Raw genomic sequence first — 24,343 nt, 5'->3', positions numbered from 1 at the left:
GCGACCTGCATGGCGGGACGCCGCCAAGCCGCCCGCCAAAGGCCCGGCCCCCGCCGGTCCGTCCGCGCCAGACATGCCCCCCGCGACACCGCCAGGACCCCGGCATGACCTCGAACAACCTGAGACAAAATGTTCGCTGCGTTCCGATTGCCCGAAAGAATATTACGCGCTAGGTGTTTCGCCCAGATGAACGCCAGGGGAATTTGGGGGCCGAGCCATGTCTGACACCATTCGCGAATCCATGGAATATGACGTCGTCATCGTGGGCGGCGGGCCGGCCGGCCTGTCGGCGGCGATCCGGCTGAAACAGATCAATCCCGAACTCTCGGTCGTGCTGATGGAAAAAGGGTCCGAGATCGGCGCCCATATCCTGTCGGGCGCGGTGCTCGACACCTCGGGTCTGGACAAGCTGATCCCCGATTGGAAGGACAAGGGCGCCCCGGTCACCACCGAGGTCACCCACGACAATTTCTATATCCTCGGCGAGGCCGGGCAGGTCCGCGTCCCCAACTGGCCGATGCCGCCGCTGATGTCGAATCATGGCAAATATATCGTCAGCATGGGCAATGTCTGTCGCTGGCTGGCCGAACAGGCCGAGGCGCTGGAAGTCGAGATCTTTCCCGGCATGGCCTGTTCCGCGCTGGTCTATGACGGCGACCGCGTCGCCGGTGTCATCGCCGGCGAGATGGGGCTGAACGCCGATGGCACCCCCGGCCCAAATTATGAGCCGGGATTGGAGCTGCGCGGCAAATATGTCCTGATCGCCGAGGGCGTGCGCGGGTCGCTCGCCAAGGAACTGATCGCGAAATACGACCTGTCCGCCGGTCACGAGCCGCAGAAATTCGGCATCGGCATGAAGGAAATCTGGGAAATCGACCCGGCCAAATCAAAGCCCGGCACCGTCACCCACACCATGGGCTGGCCCCTGGGCAAGAATGCCGGCGGCGGCAGCTTCATCTATCACCTTGAGGGCAATCAGGTCGTCGTCGGCTTCGTCGTCCACCTGAATTACGCCAACCCCTATGTCTATCCTTATATGGAGTTTCAGCGTTTCAAGCATCACCCGCTGGTCGCCGAACTGCTGGAAGGGGGCAAGCGCGTGGCTTACGGCGCCCGCGCCATTTCCGAAGGCGGCTGGCAGTCGATCCCGAAACTGACCGTGCCGGGCGCGATGCTGCTGGGCTGTTCGGCGGGTATGGTGAACGTGCCGCGCATCAAGGGCAACCATAACGCCATGCTGTCGGGCATCGCCGCCGCCGAAGCCGCAGCCGTTGCCATCGCCGCCGGTCGCGAAGGCGACGAGCTGACCGGCTATGAGGCCGAGGTCCGGGGTGGCGCCATCGGTCGCGACCTGAAACCGGTGCGCAACGTCAAGCCGATCTGGTCCAAGCTGGGCCTGTGGTCCAGCCTGATGCTGGGCGGCTTTGACATGTGGGTGGCGAATGTGACCGGCTGGAACCCGCTGGGCACCTGGAAACACGGCAAATCCGATGCCGCGGCGACCGGCAAGGCCGCCGATTTCAAGCCGATCGACTATCCCAAACCCGATGGCAAGCTCAGCTTTGACCGGCTGACCAATGTCAGCTTCAGCTTTACCAATCACGAGGAAAGCCAGCCCTGCCATCTCAGGCTGCGTGACGCCTCGATCCCGATCTCGGTGAACCTGCCCGTCTATGCCGAACCGGCGCAGCGCTATTGCCCGGCCGGCGTCTATGAAGTGCTGGAAGGGCCGGACGGGCCGAAGTTCCAGATCAACTTCCAGAACTGCGTGCATTGCAAGACCTGCGACATCAAGGATCCGTCGCAGAACATCACCTGGACGACGCCGCAGGGGGGTGACGGTCCGAACTACCCGAATATGTGATCGCCGGGCGCCGGACAGATCCCGGCGCGACGTTGCCCTGCGCGGCCATGGCCGCTAGGGTCGCGACGGGAATTGCCAAGGACTGGGTCAAGCCGTGACGACAAGAATGATCCCGCTGGCGCTGATCGCGCTGACCGCCGCCCCTTTGCTGTCGGCGGTTGCGCCGCAGTCCCTGCCGGGGGCCGCCCTGTTGGGCGGCACCGCGCTGGCCGCGCCCGGACAGGCATGGCGGCTGGCCCAGGCGGATGATCAGGGCGCCGACGCCGAACGTCCCGCCCATCGCCCCGGCACCGCCGAGGCGCCAACGGATGATGCGGCCGCCAAGGCCAAGGACGCCCCGGCCACACCCGCAGCCGATGCACTGCCGATGCGCGGGCTGGCCGGCCCCTATCTGGCCTCGCGCATGGCCGCGATCCAGAACGATTTCCCCAATGCCAGCGATTACGCCCTGCGCGCGCTGGCCCAGGACGATACCGATCCTTTCCTGCAAGACAGCGCGCTGGTGGCGCTGATCGCCGCCGGCGAGATGGAGCGCGCGACCGCGCTGGCCGGCACCATGGCCGATCAGGGGCGCGCGACCGAATTGGCGCGGCTGGTGCGGCGCACGGAACTGGCGCGCACGGCGCGCTGGGACGCTCTGATCGCCGATCTGGATACTGCCCCGAAACAATCGGATGCCTCCGAGGCGCCGGGGGCCGAACTGGTCGATGGCCTGATCCGCGCCTGGGCGCTGCTGGGGGCCGGGCGGGCCGGCGAATCGCTGTCGGAATTCAAGCGTCTGGCCAAAACGCGCGGCGCGGCGACGATGGTGAACTATCACCGCGCGCTGGCCCAGGCCAAGGTCGGCGATTTCGAAGGCGCCGAACAGCTGCTGTCGGATCCGACCGTCGGCGCCCATATTCTGGGCGTCATCGCCCGTGCACAGGTCCTGTCACAGCTTGAACGCAACAAGGACGCCATCGCCATGCTCGAGGCCTCGCCCGGCCTCGAAGAGGAACCCCAGCTGGGCGCGCTGCTCGAGCGGCTGAAAAAGGGCGAGACGCTGCCCTTCGACGCGGTGCAGACCCCGGCGGACGGTATCGCGCAGGTGTTTCTGACCTTTGGTTCGGTGCTGGTCAGCAATGACGAACCCGATCCGCTGGCGCTGATCCATGCCCGGCTGGCCGAATATCTGTCGCCCCGGCTGGGCGAGGCGCGGCTTTTGGCGGCGCAGCTTTTGCAGGGCTTTGGCCAGTTCGACCTGGCGGAACAGGAATTCGACGCCCTGCGCGAACTGGGCGACATGCGCCCGGTGGCGGAACTGGCGCGCATCGACGTGCTGGCCCGGGCCGAGCGGCTGGACGATGCCGAAAAGGCGGCGCTGGCGCTGACCGCGGCGCATCCCGAACTGGCACAGGGCTGGATCGCGCTTGGCGATCTTTTGCGCCAACAGGACAAGTTTACCCAGGCCGTGCCCGCCTATGACAAGGCGATCAGCCTGATCGGCAAGGATTCGCCCGAGGCGCTGTGGTTCCCGCTTTACGCGCGCGGCATCGCGCTGGAACGCGCCGGCCAGTTCCCCAAGGCCGAGGCGGATTTCCGCGCCGCGCTGAAAATCCGCCCGGATTCGGCACAGGTGCTGAACTATCTGGGCTATTCGATGGTGGACCGGAACGAAAACCTCGACGAGGCGCTGAACCTCATCAAGCGCGCGGTCGAGCTGCGCCCCGATGATGGCTATATCCTCGATTCGCTGGCCTGGGCCTATTACCGCCTCGGCCGCTATGACGAGGCGGTGGCCCCCATGGAACGCGCCGTCGCCGCCATGGCCGGCGATGCGCTGGTCAACGACCATATGGGCGACATCTATTGGATGGCCGGTCGCCAGCGCGAGGCGGAAATCCAATGGCATCGCGCCCTGTCGCTGAAACCCGCGACCGAGGCCGAGGCCCATCGCATCCGCGCCAAGCTGGATCGCGGCCTCGACGCCGTGCTGGCCGAGGAAGAGGCCAATGGCGGCAAGCTGCCCCCGCCCCCGCCGCAGCCCGCCCCGGCCGATAGCGGAAGCGAAGGCGACTGACCGATGATCCAGGCGGCCCGGCGCGAATTCGCGCCCGCCAAGCTGAACCTGACGCTGCATGTGACCGGGCGGCGCGCGGATGGCTATCACCTGTTGGATTCGCTGGTGGTGTTTCTGGACGTGGGCGATGTGGTGACGCTGACCCCCGGTCCGCTGTCGCTCGGCATTCGCGGGCCGTTCGCGGCGGGCCTTGATGCCGGGCCGGACAATCTTTGCCTGCGGGCCGCGCGGCTGGCGGGGCGCGAGGCGGCGATCACGCTGGAAAAGCGGCTGCCCGTGGCCTCGGGGATCGGCGGCGGCTCGGCCGATGCGGCGGCGGTGCTGCGCGCGCTGGATGCGCCGGCCACGGGCATTCAGACGCTGGGCGCCGATCTGCCGGTCTGTTTCGCGGGCCGGCACAGCCGGATGCGGGGCTTGGGCGAAATCCTCGACCCGCTGCCCGCGATGCCGCAGCTGCATCTGGTGCTGGTCAATCCCGGGCACGGCCTTTCGACGCCCTCGGTGTTTCGCGCACTGGCCCATCGCGACAATCCGGCGATGCCCGACCCGCTGCCCGAATGGCCGGATATGGCGGCGCTGATCGGCTTTCTGCACGATTGCCGCAACGACCTTGAGGCCCCTGCCATCGCCTTGATGCCCGAAATCGCCACCTGCCTTGCGGCGCTGCGCGGTGCGGATGCGCAACTGGCGCGGATGTCGGGTTCGGGCGCGACCTGTTTCGGGCTCTTCGCCGATGCGGATCAGGCCCGCATGGCCGCCGCCGATCTCGCGGTCGCCCATCCGGGATGGTGGGTGACCAGCTCTGGACTTGCGCCAGCAAAGGGCTAACCTGCCGGCAAACAAGGGGGAATGCATGCAACGTCTCGGCGTCAACATCGACCACGTCGCCACCATCCGCAATGCGCGCGGCACGCCCTGGCCCGACCCCGTCCGCGCCGCGCAACTGGCCGAAGAGGCCGGCGCCGACGGCATCACCGCCCATCTGCGCGAGGATCGCCGCCATATCTCGGATGCCGATATCGACCGGCTGATGGCGGCGCTGCGCCTGCCGCTGAATCTGGAAATGGCGGCCACGGCGGAAATGCAGACCATCGCGCTGCGCCATCGCCCGCATGCCGTCTGCATCGTCCCCGAAAAACGCGAGGAACGCACCACCGAGGGCGGGCTGGACGTGGCCGGAAACGAAGCCGCACTGGGCCGCTATATCGAACCCCTGCGCGACGCCGGCAGCCGCGTCTCGCTGTTTATCGGCCATCAACCGGCCCAGATCCGGGCCGCGGCCCGGATCGGCGCGGCGGTGGTCGAGCTGCATACCGGCGCCTATTGCGACTATGACACCGAAGGCCGGATCGCAGAACGCGACGCCGAACTGGCCGGCCTGCGCGACGGCGCCGCACTGGCCGCCAGCCTCGGGCTCGAGGTTCATGCCGGCCACGGCCTGACCTTCGACACCGTCGGCCCGATCGCCGCGATCCCGGAAATTCGCGAATTGAACATCGGCCATTTCCTGATCGCCGAATCCGTGTTTATCGGTCTGGGCGACGCGATCCGCGAAATGCGCCGGCGCATGGACAGGGCGCGCGCCCTTTCTTCTTCATGAAAATATCCATGTCGCCATGCGGGCCACGGGCATGATCCTGGGTATCGGCACGGATCTGTGCAATATCGACCGCATCAGCGGCGTTCTGGCGCGCCATGGCGACCGCTTTCGCAACCGCGTCTTTACCCCCACCGAACTGGCCAAGGCCGCCCGCCGCCGGGACGAGGCCGGGACATTGGCCAAACGCTGGGCCGCCAAAGAGGCCTGTTCGAAAGCCCTTGGCACCGGGCTTGCCATGGGTATCTCGTGGCGCGACATGGCGGTCCAGAACCTGCCGAGCGGCCAGCCGACCATGACGCTGACCGGCTGGGCGGCGGAACGGCTGGCGGCGATGACGCCCCCCGGCCACCGCGCCATCGTCCATGTCACGCTGACCGACGATCACCCTTGGGCCCAGGCCTTCGTGGTGATCGAGGCACTGCCCGATCCCGCGCCCGAGCCCGTGACGTGACGGTGACTTGACTCTGCCGGGCCTCGCGGCCCATGAACGCGCGACTTTCGCATGAAGGGAACGGCATCAATGGCCAAAAGCGACGCCCGCAAGGATGGCGGCATCTGGGAAACGATCAAGACCATCTTCTGGGCGCTGGTGATCGCGGGCATTTTCCGCACGCTGTTCTTCCAGCCGTTCTGGATTCCCTCGGGGTCGATGAAGGACACGCTGTTGATCGGCGATTTCCTGTTCGTGAACAAGATGGCTTATGGCTATTCGCGCGTCTCCTGCCCGTTCGAGATGTGCCCGATTTCGGGCCGCATCCTTGGCTCGGAACCCGAGCGCGGCGATGTCGTGGTCTTTCGCCACCCGACCCGGGGCGATGATTTCATCAAGCGCGTGATCGGCCTGCCGGGCGACCGCGTGCAGATGAAAAACGGCATCCTGTGGCTGAACGGTCAGGAAGTGCCCCAGACCCCCGCCGGCACCTTCACCGAGGTGAACGCGCCGCAGGGTCCGCAGCAAAGCCTGCCCAAATGCGCCAACGAGCCGGTGATCGCCGGCGGCCCCTGCGAAAAGACCCGCTATACCGAGGCCCTGCCCGGCGGACCCAGCCATGACGTGCTGAACATCTTTGACGGCGGGCCGGGCGACAACACCGCCGAATTCACCGTCCCGGAAGGCAGCTATTTCTTCATGGGCGACAACCGCGACAATTCGGGCGACTCGCGCTGGCCGGCGGCCAGCGGCGGCGTCGGCATGGTGCCGGCCGAATATCTGATCGGCCGCGCCGACCGGATCATGTTCTCGTCCGCCGGCAAATCGCTTCTGTATTTCTGGACCTGGCGCGGCGACCGCTTCTTCAAGGCCGTCGAGTAAAGGAAAAATTGCTGCGACGCGGCCTGCGTCGTGGCAAGATCGCGCCATGAAGATTTCCGCCGACCTGAAAGCCTTTTCCGACCGTCTGGGGTACAGCTTTGCGCGCTCTGAGCTGTTGCAGCGCGCATTGACGCATGGCTCGATCTCGACGGCGACGCGGCCCGACAACCAGCGGCTGGAATTTCTGGGCGACCGGGTACTGGGTCTGACCATCGCCGAGGCGCTGTTCAAGACCGACCGCGCCGCGACCGAGGGTCAGCTGGCCCCGCGCTATAACGCGCTGGTCAAGGGCGAGACCTGCGCCGCCATCGCCCGCGAGATCGGTCTGGGCGACGTGCTCAAGCTGGGCCGGTCGGAAATGCTGTCGGGCGGACGCCGCAAAGAGGCGCTTCTGGCCGACGCGATGGAGGCGGTTCTGGCCGCGATCTATCTGGATGCCGGGCTTGAGGCGGCGCGGACGGTCATCCTGCGGCTTTGGGCCGAGCGGCTGAAAAATGTCGATCAGGACGCGCGCGACGCCAAGACCGCGCTTCAGGAATGGGCCCAGGCCAATGGCATGACGCCGCCGCGTTATGTCCAGACCGCGCGAACCGGCCCCGACCACGCGCCGGAATTCGAAATCACCGTCCGGCTGGACGATGGCCGCGAGGCCGTGGCGACCGGCAAGGGCACCAAACGCAGCATCGAACAGGCGGCCGCGCAGGCCCTGCTCGACCGCATCGAGGCAAGCACATGACCGAAACACCGCTGGAACCGCAGCCCGAAACCCGCGCGGGCTTTGCCGCGCTGATCGGCGAACCCAATGCCGGCAAATCCACGCTTCTGAACCAGATGGTCGGCGCCAAGGTCTCGATCGTCACCCATAAGGTCCAGACCACGCGCGCCCGCATTCGCGGCATCGCCATGCACGGCCCGGCGCAGATCGTCTTTGTCGACACGCCCGGCATCTTTCGCCCGCGCCGCCGGCTGGACCGCTCGATGGTCAAGGCGGCATGGGGCGGCGCGGCGGATGCCGATGTCATCCTGTTTCTGATCGAGGCCCATCGCGGGCTGACCGATGGCGCACAGGCAATCATCGACGGCTTGCGCGAACATGCCGGCAAGACGCCGGTGGCGCTGGTCATCAACAAGATCGACCGCGTCAAATCCGAGGCCCTGCTGGCCCTGTCCCAACAGGTCAATGCCACATTCGAATTCGCCGCGACCTTCATGATCTCGGCCGAAAAGGGGTATGGCTGCTCGGGTCTGATGGACTGGCTGGCCGCCGAGATGCCGAAAAGCCCGTGGCTTTACCCCGAGGATCAGGTGGCCGACCTGCCCATGCGCATGATCGCCGCCGAGATTACCCGCGAAAAGCTGACCCTGCGCCTGCATGAGGAAATCCCCTATCAGCTGACCGTCGAGACCGAGAAATGGGAAGAAAAGCCCGACGGCTCGGCCCGCGTCGATCAGATCGTCTATGTCGCTCGCCCCGGCCACAAGGGCATCGTGCTTGGCAAGGGCGGCGAGACGATCAAGGCCGTGGGACAGGCCGCCCGCGCCGAGATGATGGAATTCATGGGCCGGACCGTGCATCTGTTCCTTCAGGTCAAGGTGCGCGAGAACTGGCTGGACGAGGCCGAGCGTTACAACGAAATGGGCCTTGATTTCCGCGACGGCGATGCCTGAGGCCGAACATGGCTGAGGCGCGGCTTGCGGCCGGCATCTGGGTCGCGGCCTATCTGCGGCGCCTGACGCTGGCCGACATTCCCGCCTATATCACCCGCCACGGCGACGACACCGCCGGCGCCGTGCTGGTGAAATGCGCCACGCTGGACGGGCGCGCCAGCCTTTGGGCCCGGGAATGGGACCTCGACACCGACCAGCGGCTCTGGGTCCGTCTGAACGAGGGCGCCGAGCGCGACATCGACGCCCAGATCGCCCGCCAGACCGCCCGCGACCCCGATCTGTGGGTCGTCGAGATCGAAAGCCGCGATGCCCGCACGCTGCTGGATGAACCGGGGCTGGCCTAGGGCTTGATAAAACCCCGGCCGGCCACCAAATCTTGTGTCTTTCCCGTGACATTCCGCATGGCCCACACTATAAGATGCGGGTCGAAGGCAGGATAAATACACTATGACCGAAGCCGCCCCTCAGCCCGCAGAATACGGCGCCGATTCCATCAAGGTTCTCAAGGGCCTGGAGGCGGTGCGCAAGCGCCCCGGCATGTATATCGGCGATACCGATGACGGGTCGGGCCTGCATCACATGGTCTATGAGGTCGTCGATAACGGCATCGACGAGGCGCTGGCGGGTCATGCCGATTTCGTCCGCGTCAAGATTCACGCCGATGACAGCGTCTCGGTGCGCGACAATGGTCGCGGGATTCCCGTCGACATGCACCCGACCGAAGGCGTTTCGGCGGCCGAGGTCATCATGACCCAGCTGCATGCCGGCGGCAAATTCGACCAGAACAGCTATAAGGTGTCGGGCGGGTTGCACGGCGTCGGCGTTTCGGTGGTGAACGCGCTTTCCGACTGGCTGGAACTGCGCATCTGGCGCAACGGCAAGGAACATTACGCCAAGTTCGAAAACGGCGACACGGTCGAGCATCTGCGCGTCGTCGGCGATACGCCCGGCGAAAAGGGCACCGAGGTGCGTTTCCTTGCCTCGTCGAAAGAGGATCGGCCCGACGGCACCTTTTCGAACCGGGAATACATCTTCAAGACGCTGGAAAACCGGCTGCGCGAGCTGGCCTTTCTGAACAGCGGCGTGCGCATCATCCTTGAGGATGAACGCCATGCCGAACCGCTGCGGACCGAACTTTACTATGAAGGCGGCGTCCGCGAATTCGTGAAATTCATCGACCGCTCGAAAGCGCCGGTCATGCCCGAGCCGATCTTTATCCAGGGCGAGCGCGGCGGCATCGGCGTCGAGGTCGCGATGTGGTGGAACGACTCGTATCACGAGACGGTGCTGCCCTTTACCAACAACATCCCGCAGCGCGACGGCGGCACCCATCTGGCGGGTTTTCGCGGCGCGCTGACCCGGGTCATCAACAATTACGCCCAGACCAGCGGCGTCGCCCGCAAGGAAAAGGTCGATTTCACCGGCGACGATGCCCGCGAGGGGCTGACCTGCGTCTTGTCGGTCAAGGTGCCGGATCCGAAATTCTCGAGCCAGACCAAGGACAAGCTGGTGTCCAGCGAGGTGCGCCCGGCGGTCGAGGGGCTGGTCGGCGAAAAGCTGGCCGAGTGGTTCGAGGAAAATCCCGCCGAAGCCAAACAGATCGTCAGCAAGATCATCGAGGCCGCGCTGGCGCGCGAGGCGGCGCGCAAGGCGCGCGAGCTGACGCGCCGCAAGACCGCGATGGATGTCGCAAGCCTGCCCGGCAAGCTGGCCGATTGCCAGGAAAAGGACCCGGCGCTGTCCGAGCTGTTCATCGTCGAGGGTGACTCGGCCGGCGGTTCGGCCAAACAGGGCCGCTCGCGCCAGAATCAGGCCGTGCTGCCCCTGCGCGGCAAGATCCTGAATGTCGAGCGCGCGCGTTTCGACCGCATGCTGTCCAGCGAACAGATCGGCACGCTGATCACCGCCCTGGGGACCGGCATCGGCCGCGACGAATTCAATCTGCACAAGCTGCGCTACCACAAGATCGTCATCATGACCGATGCCGATGTGGACGGCGCGCATATCCGCACGCTGCTTTTGACCTTCTTCTTCCGGCAGATGCCCGAGCTGATCGAGGCGGGGCATCTCTATATCGCGCAACCGCCGCTTTATAAGGTCAGCCGTGGCCGGTCCGAGGTCTATCTCAAGGATGAGGCCGCGCTTGAGGATTACCTGATCGAACAGGGGATCGAGGGCGCAAGCCTGCAACTGGGCAGCGGTGAACAGATCACCGGCGCCGACCTGACCCGCGTCGTCGACGAGGCCCGCACCGTGCGCCGCATCCTGCGCGCCTATCCGACGCATTACCCCGCCCATATCACCGAACAGGCGGCGATCGCGGGCGCGCTGTTGCAGGGCCGGATCGACGCCGATGCGCAGGGCGCGGCCGAAGCCGTGGCCAAGCGTCTTGACCTCATCGCCGAGGAATATGAACGCGGCTGGGCCGGCCGGCCCACCCAGGATGCCGGCATCCGTCTGACCCGGCAGGTGCGCGGGGTCGAGGAAAGCCGCACCCTGGACGGTCCGATGCTGCGCAGCGCCGAAAGCCGCCGGCTGGGCGCGCTGACGCAGTCGCTGCATGAAATCTATGGCCAGACCGCGCATCTGATCCGCAAGGATCGCGACACCCCGATCCCCGGGCCTCTGGGCCTGTTGCAGGCCATTTTCCTTGAGGGGGAAAAGGGGCTGTCGCTGCAACGTTATAAGGGTCTGGGCGAGATGAATCCCGAACAGCTGTGGGAAACCACGCTGGACCCCTCGGCCCGGACCATGCTGCAAGTCCGCATCGAGGATCTGAGCGAGGCCGACGACATCTTTACCAAGCTGATGGGCGATGTGGTCGAGCCGCGCCGCGACTTTATTCAGCAAAACGCCCTCAGCGTCGAAAATCTGGACATCTAGGGACGATATGGCGAGCCGACCCGACGGGTTGGCTTGCCGCGACACGTCACGCCTATGGCGAATTGACCAAGCCTATCAGCGGTGTGGCCAAGCCACACCGCGATTTTATTTGGCAAAACGGCCTGAATGTCGGAAATCTGGTCAACCAGGAACGATGTGGCAAGCCGGTCCTGCCGGCGGCCTTGCCGCGTCGAGTCAAGCTTATGTCGGAATTGTCGGCCCCATTATGGCGCATTTGTCGCCGAAACGGTGCGTCATTGTTGCTTGTTTGCCGCGCTTTCCCGGTGCTTCCCGCAAAGGCGCGAAGTTCCCTTGAGCAAGCCAGCGGACGGGATTAATTCATCCGCAAAGATGTGCCGCACCGTGAAACCGGCCCTGCCCTTCGGTGTGCCACCTAACCCCATTTGTTCATAAGGAGTATGTGATATGTACGCACTACCCAAAATTCTTACCGCCGCCTCGCTGACCCTGGGCACCGCCCTGACCGCAACCGCCGGCGGCTTTACCCCCCCTGTCGTGGATGCCGGCGTTGTCGCGCCGATCGTCGAAACCGCCTCGTCGGACTGGCAGGGTGCTTATGGCGGTCTGACTCTCGGCTATGCCTTCAACGGCAAGGACGAGGTCGGCTTTTCGGGCAGCACCGGCAACGAAGGCGACCTCGGCACGCTGGAACTGAACGGCGTCAATGGCGGCCTGCGCGTCGGTTATCGCTGGCAGCGCGGCAACTGGGTGTTCGGCCCGGAACTGGGTTATGAAACCGGCAATATCGAAGACAGCATCTCGTTCGGCGACAGCGATTCGACCACTGAGGTCACTTCGAAGGTCAAGAACGTGCTCGCTCTGCGCATGAAGACCGGCTATGCGGTTCGTCCCGACCTGCTGGTTTATGGCATCGCCGGGATCGCCCGCGCTGATGTCGAATACAAGGCCGAAGTGACCAGCGCCACGGCCAGCGAAAGCCAAAACCGCGACTTCAAGAAAAACGGTTTCGTGGTTGGTATGGGCGTCGAAAAACAGCTGACCGAGCGGATGTCGGTGACCGGCGAATACGAATACGCCCAGTTCGGCAAAACCGACCGCACCTTTACCATTGGCGGCGAGTCGGCGACCACCGAAGCCACGCCGAAATACCACAACGTCAAAGTCGGTCTGAACTTCAAGTTCTAGTCCCTGCCTGACGGATGAAAGAGGCCGCCTTCGGGCGGCCTTTTTTCATGCGCGCAGGGCGCTGACTATGCCCCGCGCCCAACCAGCGGCAGCGGGATCGCCCGCACCCCGCAGGCGATGGCCAGCCCCCGTGGCACCAAGGCCCGCAGCACCGGATCGTCACAGGACAACCCGCCCGTATAGGCCCCGAAGGCCGGCAGGATCAGCCGATCCCGGCCCAGCAGAAAGGCCCGGCGGCGTTCCCCGGCCAAACGCACCACCGGGTGGAAATGTCCCGAAATATCGGGCACCTGCCCCGCATTCGGGCCGCCATCCGGTTCGGCCTCATGCCGCAATGCGACACCCTCCAGCATCAACAGATCGGCAAAGCGGCCACAGGGCGCGGCCGGCGCCGCCGGATCGTGATTGCCGCCGATCCAGACCCAGTCGCGGCCCCGGCCCATATCCGCGAGCCGGGCCGCAATTCCCGCATCCAGCGCCCCGGCGGCGGCCAGATCGTCGAAACCATCGCCCAGACTGATCACCGCCGCCGGGCTTAGCGCCGCGATCTCGGCCGCCAGCCGTTCCAGCGTCGCCAATCCCTCATAGGGCGGCAACAAGGGGCCGCCGCGCCGCGCCATGCGTTCGGATTTTCCCAGATGCAGATCGGCCACGATCAGCCAGCCCCCGCCCGGCCACCACAGCGCCCCCGAGGCCCGCGCCTCAAGCCGCAGACCGTGGAAATCAAACGCATATCCGGTCACATCAGCACCTCGAGCCCGGCCTCGCGCATCAGGGTTTCGGCCTCGATCCGGGCCAGCCTTTCGCGCCCCTCGCCCCGGATCGGGACCTTGCCCACCTCAAGCAGCAGGGGCGCGGCCATGGGCGAAACGCGGTCCAGCATCCGGTGCTCCTGGCGGGGCGAGCGCGCCAGCATTTCCTCGATCCGGCCGAAATCGACAAGCCCGCGCCCGGCCTCGTCGGCGGTGATGCGCAGCATCAGGTGCCCCGGATCGTATTTGCGCAGCGTGTCATACAGGATATCGCTGGAAAACGTGGCCTGCCGGCCGGATTTGCGCAAGCCCGGCAGATTGCGCTGAATCAGCCCGGCCACGGTCGCGACATTGCGAAACGTCCGTTTCATCACCGCATTGTCGCCCAGCCATTCGCCCAGACCCGCGCGTAGCCGCCCGCCGTCCAAAAGCGGCGCGGGATCGCGCACCGGGTCCAGCGACCAGATGAGCAAGGCGTAATCCGTCGCCAGAAAGCCCAGCGGCCCCAGCCCCGCCGCCTCCATCTCGCGGGTCATCAACAGGCCCAGCGTCTGCAAGGCGTTGCGCCCGGCAAAACCGTAAAGCGCGAAATGCCACAGCCCGGCATGCGGAAAGCTTTCCGAAAGCAGCAGGCCAGGTTCCGGCAACCGGCTGATCCGCGCCTGCAAGCGCAGCCAGTCGCGCGTGTCGGGCGGCAGTTCCGCATACCGCGCCGGATCCCCGATCAATGCCAGCACGCGATGCGCAAGCTGGGTCGAGGTGGCCAGCTTGACCCCGGAAAACACAGCGATCCTTGGCTGGGCGCCGGGTTGGGGCGTCACCTCGATCACCATCTCGCGCAGCGCATCCATGCGCACCACCCGCCCCCCGATCAGAAAGCTGTCGCCCGGGGTCAGACTGGCGGCAAAGGCTTCCTCGACCTCGCCCAAGGGGGCGCCACCGCGACCGCGCAGCCGCACCTTGAGCATCTCGGCCTCGACGATGGTGCCGATATTCATCCGCAAAAGCCGCGTCGCGCGCGGATCGCGCAGCCGCCACACCCCGTCCCGCAGCATCAGCCGCTGCCAGCGGTCATAGGCGCGCAGCGCATAGCCGCCGGTCGCGGCGAAATCCAGACAGGCGTCGAAATCGGTACGGGACAGCGCGCGATAGGGACCGGCCGTCACCACCTCGGCATAAAGCGCATCGGCGTCAAAGGGCGCGGCGCAGGCGGTCAAAAGGATATGCTGGCACAGCACGTCCAACGGCCCCGGCCCGCGCGGATCGCCGTCCAGATCGCGTTCGCGAACCGCGTTCAGCGCCGCCACGCATTCGATCTGTTCAAAGCGGTTCGCGGGCACGATCCGCGCGCGCGAGGGCGCGTTATAGCGGTGATTGGCCCGGCCGATGCGCTGGACCAGCCGCTTGACGTTTCTGGGCGCGCCGATCTGGATCACCAGATCGACCGCGCCCCAATCGATGCCCAGATCAAGGCTGCCGGTGGCGACCACGGCGCGCAGATCGCCCGCCGCCATCGCCGCCTCGACCCGGGCGCGGGCCTCGCGCGACAGGCTGCCGTGATGCAGCCCGATGGGCAGGTTGTCGTCATTCGCCGCCCATAGCGCCTGAAAGAACAGCTCGGCCTGTGCGCGGGTGTTGATGAAAATGATCGTGGTCCGGGCCTGTCGCACGGCGTCCAGCACCTCGGGGATGGCGTAATGGCCACCACCGCCGGCCCAGGGCGCGGGCGTCGCGGTCGGCAGCATGGCGATGTCGGGATCGGGACCGGGATCGGCCTGAATGATGCCGACCGGCGCCGCGCCCGCCATGAACCCGGCCAGCGCCGCCGGATCCTCGACCGTGGCGGAAAGCCCGGTCACGCGCAGCCCGGGCGCAAGATGGCGCAGCCGCGCAAGACACAGCATCAGCTGATCGCCGCGCTTGGATTCCGCCAGCGCGTGCAATTCGTCCAGAACGACCCGCCGCAACCCGCCGAATATCCGCGGCGCCTCGGGATAGCTCAGCATCAGGGCAAGGCTTTCGGGCGTGGTCAACAGGATCTCGGGTGGATCGACGCGCTGGCGGCGGCGCTGCGTGGCGCCGGTATCGCCGGTCCGGTCCTCGACCCGCACCGGCAGGTCCAGATCGGCGATGGGCCGGGCGAGGTTGCGCCCGATATCCGCCGTCAACGCCTTGAGGGGCGAGACGTAAAGCGTATGGACCGACCCCCTGCGCGCCGCCCCGTCGCGCAGATCGACCAGACTGGGCAGAAACCCCGCCAGCGTCTTGCCGCCCCCCGTTGGCGCGATCAACAGGCTGTCGCCGACAGCCCCCAGCAGCGCCAGCTGATGCGGATGCGGCTGCCAGCCCTGTCGCGCGAACCAGTCCTGAAACACGGGCGGCAGGGTCACAGCAATGCCTCAAGCGCGGCCAGCCGGTCGGCCTCGGCGGCGGGCTTGTCCCAGCGGATGCGGCTGATGCGCGGGAACCGCATGGCGACGCCGGAACGGTGCCGGGATGAGCGGTTGATCCCCTCGAACGCGACCTCGACGACCAGCTTCGGGGCCAGCTGCCGCACCGGGCCAAAGCGGTCGGTGGTGTTTTCGCGCACGAACCGGTCCAGCTGGCGCAGCTCGTCATCGGTAAAGCCGAAATAGGCCTTGCCCACCGGCACCAGATCATCGCCATCCCACAGCCCGAAGGTGAAATCGGAATGAAACCCCGAGCGTTTGCCATGCCCGCGCTGTGCATAAAGCAAGACCGCATCGACCAGCATCGGATCACGTTTCCATTTGAACCACGGCCCGCGCGGCCGGCCGGACAGATAGGCGCTGTCGCGGCGCTTGATCATCACGCCCTCGATCACGGCGGCGGGGGGTGTCGCGCGCAGCGCCGCCAGATCGTCCCAGGTCGCGAAATCCAGCAGCGGCGATATATCGATGCGCGGATCGCCGAAATCCGCGCCTTCAAGCACCGCGCGCCGCAGCTTCAGCGGTTCCGCCCGCAGGTCGCGCCCCTGCCAGAGCAACAGATCGTAAAGCCGCAGCCCCGCCGGATGGCTGCTCAGCAGCGCCCGGCCGACCGTCTTGCGATTGAGCCGCTTTTGCAGATCGCCAAAGGGCGCGACGGCATCACCGCGCCGCACGATCAATTCGCCATCCGCCGCGCCGTCGAAATTCATCGCCGCGATCACATCGGGAAAGGCCCCGGAAATATCCTCGCCGGTGCGGGAATAAAGCCGGCGCTGACCGGCCTCGGCCACGGCCTGCACGCGGATGCCGTCCCATTTCCATTCCGCGACATGATCGCACGGATCCAGATCCCGCAACTGTTCCAGATCGGTCGGCGTGGACAGCATGACCGGACGGAATGGCGCAAGGGCCGCGCTGTCGGGGCGCGCACCGCCCGCGATCCAGCCAAACAGCGGCCCATAGGGCGGGGTCAGCCCGTGCCAGATTTCCTCGATCTCGGGGACGGTCGGGCCGCCCATCGCCGCAAGCGCCATCCGCGCCATCCGGGCCGAAACCCCGATGCGCAGATTGCCGGTCGCCAGCTTGACGAATGCCAGCCGTTCGGACGCGCCGAGCCGGTCCAGCATCGCGGCGATCGCGGCGGGCAGCGCCGCCTTGCCGGTGGTTTGCAGCATCGCCACCGCATCGCCCAGCGGGGGCGGATCCGCCCGCCCCTCGGGCCAGATCAGCGCGATGGTTTCGGCAAGATCGCCGACGAAATCATAGCTCAGCTCGAAGAGCCGCGCATCGACGCGTTCCGTGACCAGCCCCCGCAACAGCGATGGCGTGATCCGGCGCAGATCCAGATCGCCGGTCAGCGCCGCCAGCGCAAAACCGCGATCCGGGTCGGGCGTGCGTTCCAGATAATGCTGCAATATCGAAAGCTTGGCGTTCCGCCCCGAGGTAAAGGCCAGACGTTCCAACAAAGCGGCAAAGGCTTTCATTCCGCCTCGTCCTCATACCCGACCAGCCGCAGCGGGCGCGCGGACATGCCCTGCAATTCGCACCAGCGGATGACGCCATCCTCGGCGCCATGGGTGACCCAGATCTCGGCCGGGGACAGCTCACGCAGGGTGCCGGTCAGCGCCGGCCAATCGACATGGTCGCTTATGATCAGCGGCAGTTCCGCGCCCCGCTGTCGTGCCCGCACCCGCACCGCCATCCAGCCCGAGGCAAAGCCGATCACCGGGTCGCGGAACCGCTGGACCCACGGCGTCGAAAAGGCCGAGGGCGGCGCGATGATCAGCTGTGCCGGCACCTCTTCGGCGGTGGCCGGGATCAATGCGCCCAGCCCGATCCCGCTGGCGGCATAGAAATCGCAAAGCGGCCTTAGCGCGCCATGGATGGCGACCGGCGCGTCATACCCGCATTCCCGCACAAGACCGATCAGATGCTGCGCCTTGCCCAGCGCATAGGCCCCGATCAGATGCGGACGGTCGGGAAAATCCGCCATGCTGGCCAGCAGCCGGCGGATCTCGGCCTGCGGATCGGGAAAGCGGAACACCGGCAGGCCAAAGGTCGCCTCGGTCACGAAGATATCACAGGGCACCGGCTGAAACGGCGCGCAGGTCGGGTTCGGCGCCCGCGCATAATCGCCCGAAACGACGATCTTTGGCCCTTTGTCCGGCATCACCGCGATCTGGGCCGAGCCCAGCACATGCCCCGCCGGATGAAAACTGACGGTCACGTCACCGATGCGGACCGGCTCCGCCGCCACCTGGGTCGAGGCCGCGAAATCCGGCCCCATGCGCAGGCCCATGATCGCCAGCGTCTCAGCGGTCGCCATGACCGCGCCATGGCCTGCGCGGGCATGGTCGCTATGGCCATGGGTGATCAGCGCACGCGCGACCGGGCGCAGCGGGTCGATGTAAAAATCGCCCGGCGGGCAATAAAGCCCGGATTCGGTCGGAAACAGGATGGAATCGCCACGCATCCCTGAAAGATGCGGAACATTTCGTGAAAATCAAGCCGGACGCAGGGGGCGATCCGCGAATATCGTCTCCATCGAAAAGACGCCGGTGACGCGTTCCAGATCCATATCGGCGATCAGCTGCTTATAGAGCGTGTCATAGCCCGCCATGCCGGTGACCACCGCCTTGGCCATGTAATCCCATTCGCCGCCGATGCGGTGAAACTCGGTGATCTGGGGCAAGGCCTCGATCCGGGCGCGAAAGCGGCGCGCCCAGCCGTCATCATGGTGGCGGGTGCGGATCATGATGAAAACCGTCAATTCAAGGCCCAGCGCCGCCGGGTCGATCCGCGCCCGGCTGCCGCGCAGCACGCCCGCCTCGGTCAGGCGTTGCAGCCGCCGCCAACAGGCATTCTGCGACAGGCCGACACGCTCGGCCAGATCGCGCTGGGACAGACTGGCATCGGCTTGCAGCAATGCCAAAAGCCGGTTGTCGATTTCATCGATATGGATATTTCTGACGTTCATATGACAACCATATCCCGCAATATTATGTGAAATTCAGAATGAATTCTCATCATCGCGGGGTCAAGATGACATCAACATGATGAGGAATGCGATGCCCCCTTTCGACAGCTATCTGGCCCTGTTGGGCGATGATCCCCTGGATGCGGTCCACCGGGGGCTGATCGGCCGCGATGCGGTGATCGCGGGGCCGTTCGGGCCGCGCCGGATGATTTATGCCGATTACATCGCCTCGGGCCGGGCGCTGCGCCCGATCGAGGAATGGGTGATGGAACATGTCCTGCCCTGGTATGCCAACAGCCATACCGAGGCCAGCCATTGCGGCGGCACCATGACGCGGATGCGCCGCGCCGCCCGCGCCGCCATCGCCGGTTGCGTGGGGGCGGGGCCGGAACATGCCGTGATCTTTACCGGCGCGGGGGCCACGGCGGGGATCAACCGGCTGGTGCATCTGCTGGGCGCCGGTCCGGGCGCCACGGTGCTGATCGGCCCTTATGAGCATCATTCCAACATCCTGCCCTGGCGCGAAAGCGGCGCCGAGGTGATCGAGATCCCCGAAGCCCCGGCCGGCGGCCCCGATCTGGACGCCTTGCAGGCGGCGCTGGATGCGGCGGGCGGCCGCGTGATCGGCAGCTTTTCGGCCGCCTCGAACGTCACCGGCACGCTGACCGATGTGGCGCGGGTGACCGCCATGCTGAAGGCCGCGGGCGCGGCGGCGGTCTGGGACTATGCCGGGGGGGCGCCCTATCTGCCCATCGATATGGGGCTGGGCATGGATGCGGTCGTGACCTCGCCGCACAAGTTCATCGGCGGGCCGGGGGCCTCGGGGGTGATGATCCTGCGCCGCGATGCGGTGGTGGTGGCGCGCCCGACATTGCCCGGCGGCGGCACCGTGCGCTTTGTGTCGCCCGACAGCCACGACTATTCCCTGTCGCTTGAGGCACGCGAGGAAGGCGGCACCCCGAATGTGATCGGCGATATCCGCGCGGCTCTGGTCTTTCTGACCAAGGCGGCCGTCGGACAGGCCGAAATCGACGCCCGCAATGCCGATTGGCTGGCGCTGGGAACGCAACGGCTGCGCGCGCATCCGATGATTCAGCTGCTGGGCAATCCCATCGCCGCGCGGCTGCCGTTTTTCAGCTTTCGCATCCGCGACGGGCGCGGCGGGTTCATCCATCAGCAACTGGCGACGCGGATGCTGTCGGACCTGCATGGCGTTCAGGCGCGCGGCGGCTGTGCCTGTGCCGGGCCCTATGTCCACCACCTGCTGGGCCTGTCACAGGCGCAATCGCAACAGATGCGCGCGGCCATTCTGGCCGGGGATGAAATCGAAAAGCCGGGTTTCGTGCGGCTGAACCTGTGCTGGGCGGCGCCCCGGACCGAGGTGGCGGCGATTCTGGATGCCGTCTGTGATCTGGCGGATCACGGGCCCCGGCATCTGGCGCGTTATCGATGCGACCGCGCCACCGCGATCTTTACCCCGATGGCGGCGGAATAGCGCGCATCTGCGCGACGTAATCGCGCAACAAGGCCACGCGGCGCGGGCGGAAACTGGTCCCGCCCCGCCGCAGCGCCAGCATGCGCGGCACATGAAAGATGCGGAAATCCCCCCGCAACAGGCAATGCGCCACCAGCATGATGTGATTGTCGCCGTAAGACAGGCCCAGCGGCCAGATTTCGCGCGTGGTGGCCGCGTCTTTCAGGTCCAGATAGTCGATGATCAGGCTTTGCTCGTCCCAAAGCGCCTGACGCAACAGCGCCATATCGACCCGCGGGCTGGGCAGGTCCGCCACGGGCCGGAACAGCCGCATGCTGGCATGCATGGCGTGGCGGCCCTGCGATTCGGGCAGGGTGGCGACGATGCGGGCCATGGCCTCTTGTCCGGCGCGGGTCAGATCGCTGTCGCCGATGCTGCGCAGCGACGAGATGGCCAGCATCAGCGCCTCGATCTCGAGCCGTGAAAAGCTTTGCGGCGGCAGGGCGCTGTCCTCGGTCAGGGTATAGCCCAGCCCAGCCTCGCCATCGATCAACGCGCCCCCCGCGCGCAGGGTGGCGATGTCGCGATAAAGCTGGCGGGGGGAAACGCCGGTCTCGCCGGCCAGCCGCGTGGCGGTCACCGGCTTTGGCAGGCGGCGCAGCGCGTCCATCAGTCGCATCAACCGGTCGGTTCGTGCCATGCTGTCACCTTTTGTCAGCAGCCTCGGCGCATCGTGATCCCATTGAAACCGGAGTCCAAGATGCTGACCCTATATCACAGCCCGAAAAGCCGTTCCTCGATCATCCTCGTCCTGCTGGACGAAATGGGGATCGCGGACAAGGTGGATATCCGCCGCGTCACCATCCCCCGCATGGATGGCAGCGGCGCCCGCGATCCGCTGAACCCCCACCCCGAGGGCAAGGTCCCCTATCTGATCAACGGCGCCGATCACATTCGCGAACGCGGCGCCATCATCGCCTATCTGACCGACATGTTCCCCGAGGCGGGTCTGGCGCCCCTGCCCGGCGACCCGGCGCGGGGCCAGTATCTGGGCTGGCTGTTCTGGTATCATGGCGTGCTGGAACCGGTCGCGATGCTTGCATTCGCCGGCATCAGCCACCCGATGATCACGGCGAGTTTCCGCGATTACGACACCGCCGTCCAGCGGCTGGACGAGGTGCTGCGCGATCAGGACTGGCTTCTGGGCGACCGCTTCAGCGCCGCCGATCTGCTGCTCGCATCGCCCTTTATCTTCTTTGGCGATCAGATGCCGGTCACGCCCGCCGTCGCCGCCTGGACGAAACGGGTTCAGTCGCGCCCGGCCATGCTGCGCGCGGCGGCCTCGGACGACTGAGTATCGGGCGCGGGGATCCGGGCCAGTTGCACCATCAGGATCCCCGCCGCCACGATCAAGGCCCCGATCACGTCCGAGATCCCGAAGCGCTCCCCCAGCAGCGCCGCCGCAATGGCCACGCCAAAGATCGGCGACAGAAAATGAAAGGTCGCCGCCCGCACCGCGCCGATGCGGTTGACCAGCAAGAACCACAGCCATGTGGCGGCGATGCCCGGCGCGATCACCGTATAGGCGAATGCCAGGACAAGCTGCGCGCTCCATTCGACGGGGCGGCCCCATTCCATCACCGCCGCCGGCCCGATCAGCGCAAGCGCCCCCACCGCCATTTGCAGGCCGACGATCATCATCATGTTGCGGCTGCCGCCCGCACCGCGCGCCGCCAGTGTCGCAACGGTCAGCGCCACCACCGCCAGCAGGCACAGGACCAGCCCAGGAATGCTGAGTCCATGTTGCAGCCGCACCCCCATGATCAGCGCCACCCCGATCACCCCGGCGATCAGCCCCGCAATGGCGATGGGCCGCAGCCGCTCGCCATAGACGATCCAGCCCAGAAACGCGACCAGAAGCGGCATCATCGAGGCGATGATGGCGGCGGCAGAGGCCTCGATGAACTGCATCGCGATCCAGTTCAGGCCCAGATAAAGCGCATTCTGGCACAGGCCGAATATGATCACCGTGCGCCATTCCGCCCGGCTGAGCCGCCAGCTCTGGCCCATCGCGCGGGCCAGCGCGACAGCGACGACGGCCGACAGGGCAAAGCGGATCACCAGCGCCGTCAGCGGCGGCGCGGCGGTCACGATCATCCGCGTGGTGGTAAAGGCCGAGGCCCACATCAGCGCAAAGCCGAAGCCCATCAGAATGGCCTTGAAATCCATGCGCGCCCCCGCCTGTCCACCCCCCTTGGGCTAACAGATGGGCGGACAGGTGCAAGGGGGCGCACCGCATGCCAGCCATGGCGCCCGCGCCGGGAATATGTGGACCCGCCCCCCACATTGGCCCCAACGCGCCCCATTCCCCGCCGCCGCGTTAGGGATTGGTAAAGGCTGTTTTCCGGCAAGACTTGACGCGATGCCTCTTTGCGCCGGAAAATCAATGCCATGGACAGGGCTGCGCGACCGTGCCGCCCGGCCATGGCGAACGAGGAACAGCGTGGACGTCCTGAACTTTCTTGCCCATCTGATGAGCGGCGCGACGCTGTTGCTGTTCGCGGTGCGCTTCATGCGCATCGGCATCGAACGGCTGTGGAGCCCGCGCATCCGCAAGAACCTCAGCGGCCACACCTCGGCGCCATCGCTTCTGGCCAAGGGGGCGGGGCTTGGCTTTCTGATGCAGGGCGCGACCGTGGTCATGCTGATGGCGGCAGGGCTGGCCGGCAGCGGGACCATCCCGCTGCTTTCGGCGGCGCTGCTGGCGGTGGGCGCCGATTTCGGCTCGGCGCTGGCGGTGCAGTTCCTGACCCTGCCGGTGGGGGCCATCGGGCCGCTTGCGATCCTGATCGGGGGCTGGCTTTACCTGAACGCCAGCGAACCCGACCGGCGCAATTTCGGGCGCGTCATCCTTGGGCTTGGGCTGGTGTTTCTGTCGCTATCGCTGATCCGTCAGGCGGTGGCCCCGCTGCAACAATTCGCCGGCGCGGGGACGGTTCTGGCCTATCTGAACGGCGATCCGGTGACGGCCGCGATCCTGGGCCTGATACTGGCGCTGGCCATGCATTCCAGCCTGGCCGCGATCCTGACGGCGCTTGCCTTTGCGAGCCATGGCGATCTGGGCGTGATCGGGGGGCTGGGCTTTGTCATCGGTTGCAATATCGGCAGCGCGCTTTTGCCCGTCTGGCTCTTGCGCGCCGATCATGGCGAGGCGGCAAGCGTGGCGAAATCCGTCGCCGCCTTGCGGGTCTCGCTTGGCGCGCTTTGCCTTGCGACGCTGTCTCTGCCCTATTGGGACGCCGAATTTCTGGCATCGCTGCCGGTTTATCGCACCCTGTTGATGGCGCATCTTGGTTTCAACCTGATGCTGATGCTGCTTTCGCCTACGCTTCCGGCGATCCTGCGGCTTTTCCCCGTCACCGAAACCGATGCCGAGGAAGAGCGCATCCTTTTGCCCGAAAACGAACAGGATCCGCGCTTTCTGGCCGCCGCGCTGCGCGGACAGGTCAACCGCATGCTGGAATTGCTGATCCAGATGTTCGAGACGGCGACCGGCCATTCCGGCAATCTTGCCGATATCGACGCGCTGGAAACGCGGCTGAACCGGGCGCTATCGCGGTTGCGCGAAACCTATGCCCGGCTGCCGGAAATGCCCGAAGAGGACGCGCAGGACATTCGCCAGATCATGGATTTCGCCATCCGCATCGAGGCCTCGGGCGACCTTCTCAGCGGCAAGTACGCCGCCATCCGGCGCGAGGCAGAGCGCCGCGAATTCGTCTTTACCGAGGCCGGCGAGGCCGAGATCGCCACCCTGACCGATCAGGTCCGCCGGGGCATGGTGCTGGCCCGCCACGTCTTCTGGAGCGGCGATCCCGCCGCCGCCCGCGATCTGGTCCTGCACAAGCAATATGTCACCAATCTGGAAGCCGACAGCAAACGCCAGCACCTGATCCGCGTCCGCAGCGGCAATCTTTTGAGCCTTGCCTCCAGCGACGGCCACCTGGAACTGGTGGCGGCGCTGAAATCCATCAACAGCAAGCTGGCGACCATCGGCTATGCCGTGCTCGACAAAAGCGGCGAGCTGGCCAATACCCGCCTTAAGGCCAAGGCAGGGGCGCAGGACCTTTGACCGCCCAT

General features: G+C 66.2%; 21 protein-coding genes. 14 read left to right on the top strand and 7 right to left on the bottom strand.

The annotated features are described in order from the left end of the window. Window positions 1-217 precede the first annotated feature (217 nt). The 11 genes from ACFOMH_RS08455 (at window position 218) to ACFOMH_RS08405 (ending at window position 12,553) form a co-directional block, all read left to right on the top strand. On the top strand, window positions 218-1,864 hold the full coding sequence (locus ACFOMH_RS08455; RefSeq protein WP_377743881.1) for an electron transfer flavoprotein-ubiquinone oxidoreductase: 1,647 nt from the start codon (window positions 218-220) through the stop codon (window positions 1,862-1,864). 106 nt (window positions 1,865-1,970) lie between these two features. After that, window positions 1,971-3,923, top strand: a complete 1,953-nt coding sequence (locus tag ACFOMH_RS08450; protein WP_377743880.1) for a tetratricopeptide repeat protein — start codon at window positions 1,971-1,973, stop codon at window positions 3,921-3,923. A gap of 3 nt (window positions 3,924-3,926) precedes the next feature. Next, complete coding sequence (locus tag ACFOMH_RS08445; RefSeq protein WP_377743878.1) at window positions 3,927-4,751, top strand: 4-(cytidine 5'-diphospho)-2-C-methyl-D-erythritol kinase; 825 nt, start codon at window positions 3,927-3,929, stop codon at window positions 4,749-4,751. Between the two features lie 25 nt (window positions 4,752-4,776). Beyond that, on the top strand, window positions 4,777-5,523 hold the full coding sequence (locus ACFOMH_RS08440; RefSeq protein ID WP_374425072.1) for a pyridoxine 5'-phosphate synthase: 747 nt from the start codon (window positions 4,777-4,779) through the stop codon (window positions 5,521-5,523). 31 nt (window positions 5,524-5,554) lie between these two features. After that, on the top strand, window positions 5,555-5,974 hold the full coding sequence (acpS, locus tag ACFOMH_RS08435; protein ID WP_377743876.1) for a holo-ACP synthase: 420 nt from the start codon (window positions 5,555-5,557) through the stop codon (window positions 5,972-5,974). Window positions 5,975-6,043: 69 nt separating this feature from the next. Continuing rightward, window positions 6,044-6,835, top strand: a complete 792-nt coding sequence (lepB, locus tag ACFOMH_RS08430) for a signal peptidase I (RefSeq protein WP_377743874.1) — start codon at window positions 6,044-6,046, stop codon at window positions 6,833-6,835. 46 nt (window positions 6,836-6,881) lie between these two features. Beyond that, the gene (gene rnc / locus ACFOMH_RS08425) at window positions 6,882-7,571 is read left to right on the top strand and encodes a ribonuclease III (protein WP_377743872.1); all 690 of its coding nucleotides are present in this window, start codon (window positions 6,882-6,884) and stop codon (window positions 7,569-7,571) included. After that, entirely contained in the window at window positions 7,568-8,503 is a 936-nt protein-coding gene (gene era, locus ACFOMH_RS08420; RefSeq protein ID WP_374425064.1) for a GTPase Era, read from the top strand. The genes rnc and era overlap by 4 nt, the downstream gene beginning before the upstream one ends. Before the next feature lie 8 nt (window positions 8,504-8,511). Beyond that, on the top strand, window positions 8,512-8,847 hold the full coding sequence (locus tag ACFOMH_RS08415) for a DUF1491 family protein (protein WP_377743870.1): 336 nt from the start codon (window positions 8,512-8,514) through the stop codon (window positions 8,845-8,847). 103 nt (window positions 8,848-8,950) lie between these two features. After that, window positions 8,951-11,386: a DNA topoisomerase (ATP-hydrolyzing) subunit B gene (gene gyrB / locus ACFOMH_RS08410; RefSeq protein ID WP_377743869.1), complete on the top strand. Its 2,436-nt coding sequence runs from the start codon at window positions 8,951-8,953 to the stop codon at window positions 11,384-11,386. A 426-nt stretch (window positions 11,387-11,812) separates the two neighbouring features. Beyond that, on the top strand, window positions 11,813-12,553 hold the full coding sequence (locus ACFOMH_RS08405) for an outer membrane protein (protein ID WP_374425056.1): 741 nt from the start codon (window positions 11,813-11,815) through the stop codon (window positions 12,551-12,553). 65 nt (window positions 12,554-12,618) lie between these two features. On the opposite strand, the gene pdeM is transcribed toward ACFOMH_RS08405, so the two are convergent. Genes pdeM through ACFOMH_RS08380 form a run of 5 tightly spaced genes read right to left on the bottom strand, consistent with a single transcriptional unit; the run spans window position 12,619 to window position 18,732 of the window. Further along, the gene (pdeM, locus tag ACFOMH_RS08400) at window positions 12,619-13,296 is read right to left on the bottom strand and encodes a ligase-associated DNA damage response endonuclease PdeM (RefSeq protein WP_377743867.1); all 678 of its coding nucleotides are present in this window, start codon (window positions 13,294-13,296) and stop codon (window positions 12,619-12,621) included. Next, window positions 13,293-15,695, bottom strand: a complete 2,403-nt coding sequence (locus tag ACFOMH_RS08395; RefSeq protein ID WP_377743865.1) for a ligase-associated DNA damage response DEXH box helicase — start codon at window positions 15,693-15,695, stop codon at window positions 13,293-13,295. The genes pdeM and ACFOMH_RS08395 overlap by 4 nt, the downstream gene beginning before the upstream one ends. Then, window positions 15,692-17,239: a cisplatin damage response ATP-dependent DNA ligase gene (locus ACFOMH_RS08390; protein WP_377743864.1), complete on the bottom strand. Its 1,548-nt coding sequence runs from the start codon at window positions 17,237-17,239 to the stop codon at window positions 15,692-15,694. Before ACFOMH_RS08390 ends, ACFOMH_RS08395 begins: the two co-directional genes overlap by 4 nt. Next, entirely contained in the window at window positions 17,236-18,228 is a 993-nt protein-coding gene (locus ACFOMH_RS08385) for a ligase-associated DNA damage response exonuclease (RefSeq protein WP_377743862.1), read from the bottom strand. The genes ACFOMH_RS08390 and ACFOMH_RS08385 overlap by 4 nt, the downstream gene beginning before the upstream one ends. A 30-nt stretch (window positions 18,229-18,258) precedes the next feature. Then, window positions 18,259-18,732: an Lrp/AsnC family transcriptional regulator gene (locus ACFOMH_RS08380; protein WP_374425046.1), complete on the bottom strand. Its 474-nt coding sequence runs from the start codon at window positions 18,730-18,732 to the stop codon at window positions 18,259-18,261. 91 nt (window positions 18,733-18,823) lie between these two features. On the opposite strand from ACFOMH_RS08380, the gene ACFOMH_RS08375 reads away from it, so the two are divergent. Then, complete coding sequence (locus ACFOMH_RS08375; protein WP_377743860.1) at window positions 18,824-20,227, top strand: aminotransferase class V-fold PLP-dependent enzyme; 1,404 nt, start codon at window positions 18,824-18,826, stop codon at window positions 20,225-20,227. Here the strand turns inward: ACFOMH_RS08375 and ACFOMH_RS08370 are convergent. Further along, window positions 20,205-20,906, bottom strand: a complete 702-nt coding sequence (locus ACFOMH_RS08370) for a helix-turn-helix transcriptional regulator (protein WP_377743858.1) — start codon at window positions 20,904-20,906, stop codon at window positions 20,205-20,207. The genes ACFOMH_RS08375 and ACFOMH_RS08370 overlap by 23 nt on opposite strands. A gap of 60 nt (window positions 20,907-20,966) precedes the next feature. Here ACFOMH_RS08370 and ACFOMH_RS08365 point away from each other — a divergent pair, with 60 nt between their 5' ends. Continuing rightward, window positions 20,967-21,560: a glutathione S-transferase family protein gene (locus tag ACFOMH_RS08365; RefSeq protein ID WP_377743857.1), complete on the top strand. Its 594-nt coding sequence runs from the start codon at window positions 20,967-20,969 to the stop codon at window positions 21,558-21,560. Here ACFOMH_RS08365 and ACFOMH_RS08360 read toward each other — a convergent pair. After that, entirely contained in the window at window positions 21,515-22,435 is a 921-nt protein-coding gene (locus ACFOMH_RS08360) for a DMT family transporter (protein WP_377743855.1), read from the bottom strand. The genes ACFOMH_RS08365 and ACFOMH_RS08360 overlap by 46 nt on opposite strands. A gap of 274 nt (window positions 22,436-22,709) precedes the next feature. Between ACFOMH_RS08360 and ACFOMH_RS08355 the strand changes: the two genes are divergently transcribed. After that, complete coding sequence (locus ACFOMH_RS08355; RefSeq protein WP_374425036.1) at window positions 22,710-24,335, top strand: Na/Pi cotransporter family protein; 1,626 nt, start codon at window positions 22,710-22,712, stop codon at window positions 24,333-24,335. Window positions 24,336-24,343 lie beyond the last annotated feature (8 nt).

Source organism: Paracoccus mangrovi, from assembly GCF_042648425.1.
Lineage (GTDB): Bacteria > Pseudomonadota > Alphaproteobacteria > Rhodobacterales > Rhodobacteraceae > Paracoccus > Paracoccus mangrovi.
This window is presented reverse-complemented; position numbering and strand designations above follow the sequence as displayed.

Coding starts and splice junctions, on each gene's coding strand:
- ACFOMH_RS08455 (WP_377743881.1), top strand. CDS start 218: ATGTCTGACACCATTCGCGAATCCATGGAATATGACGTCGTCATCGTG.
- ACFOMH_RS08450 (WP_377743880.1), top strand. CDS start 1,971: ATGATCCCGCTGGCGCTGATCGCGCTGACCGCCGCCCCTTTGCTGTCG.
- ACFOMH_RS08445 (WP_377743878.1), top strand. CDS start 3,927: ATGATCCAGGCGGCCCGGCGCGAATTCGCGCCCGCCAAGCTGAACCTG.
- ACFOMH_RS08440 (WP_374425072.1), top strand. CDS start 4,777: ATGCAACGTCTCGGCGTCAACATCGACCACGTCGCCACCATCCGCAAT.
- acpS (WP_377743876.1), top strand. CDS start 5,555: ATGATCCTGGGTATCGGCACGGATCTGTGCAATATCGACCGCATCAGC.
- lepB (WP_377743874.1), top strand. CDS start 6,044: ATGGCCAAAAGCGACGCCCGCAAGGATGGCGGCATCTGGGAAACGATC.
- rnc (WP_377743872.1), top strand. CDS start 6,882: ATGAAGATTTCCGCCGACCTGAAAGCCTTTTCCGACCGTCTGGGGTAC.
- era (WP_374425064.1), top strand. CDS start 7,568: ATGACCGAAACACCGCTGGAACCGCAGCCCGAAACCCGCGCGGGCTTT.
- ACFOMH_RS08415 (WP_377743870.1), top strand. CDS start 8,512: ATGGCTGAGGCGCGGCTTGCGGCCGGCATCTGGGTCGCGGCCTATCTG.
- gyrB (WP_377743869.1), top strand. CDS start 8,951: ATGACCGAAGCCGCCCCTCAGCCCGCAGAATACGGCGCCGATTCCATC.
- ACFOMH_RS08405 (WP_374425056.1), top strand. CDS start 11,813: ATGTACGCACTACCCAAAATTCTTACCGCCGCCTCGCTGACCCTGGGC.
- ACFOMH_RS08390 (WP_377743864.1), bottom strand. CDS start 17,239: ATGAAAGCCTTTGCCGCTTTGTTGGAACGTCTGGCCTTTACCTCGGGG.
- ACFOMH_RS08385 (WP_377743862.1), bottom strand. CDS start 18,228: ATGCGTGGCGATTCCATCCTGTTTCCGACCGAATCCGGGCTTTATTGC.
- ACFOMH_RS08380 (WP_374425046.1), bottom strand. CDS start 18,732: ATGAACGTCAGAAATATCCATATCGATGAAATCGACAACCGGCTTTTG.
- ACFOMH_RS08375 (WP_377743860.1), top strand. CDS start 18,824: ATGCCCCCTTTCGACAGCTATCTGGCCCTGTTGGGCGATGATCCCCTG.
- ACFOMH_RS08370 (WP_377743858.1), bottom strand. CDS start 20,906: ATGGCACGAACCGACCGGTTGATGCGACTGATGGACGCGCTGCGCCGC.
- ACFOMH_RS08365 (WP_377743857.1), top strand. CDS start 20,967: ATGCTGACCCTATATCACAGCCCGAAAAGCCGTTCCTCGATCATCCTC.
- ACFOMH_RS08360 (WP_377743855.1), bottom strand. CDS start 22,435: ATGGATTTCAAGGCCATTCTGATGGGCTTCGGCTTTGCGCTGATGTGG.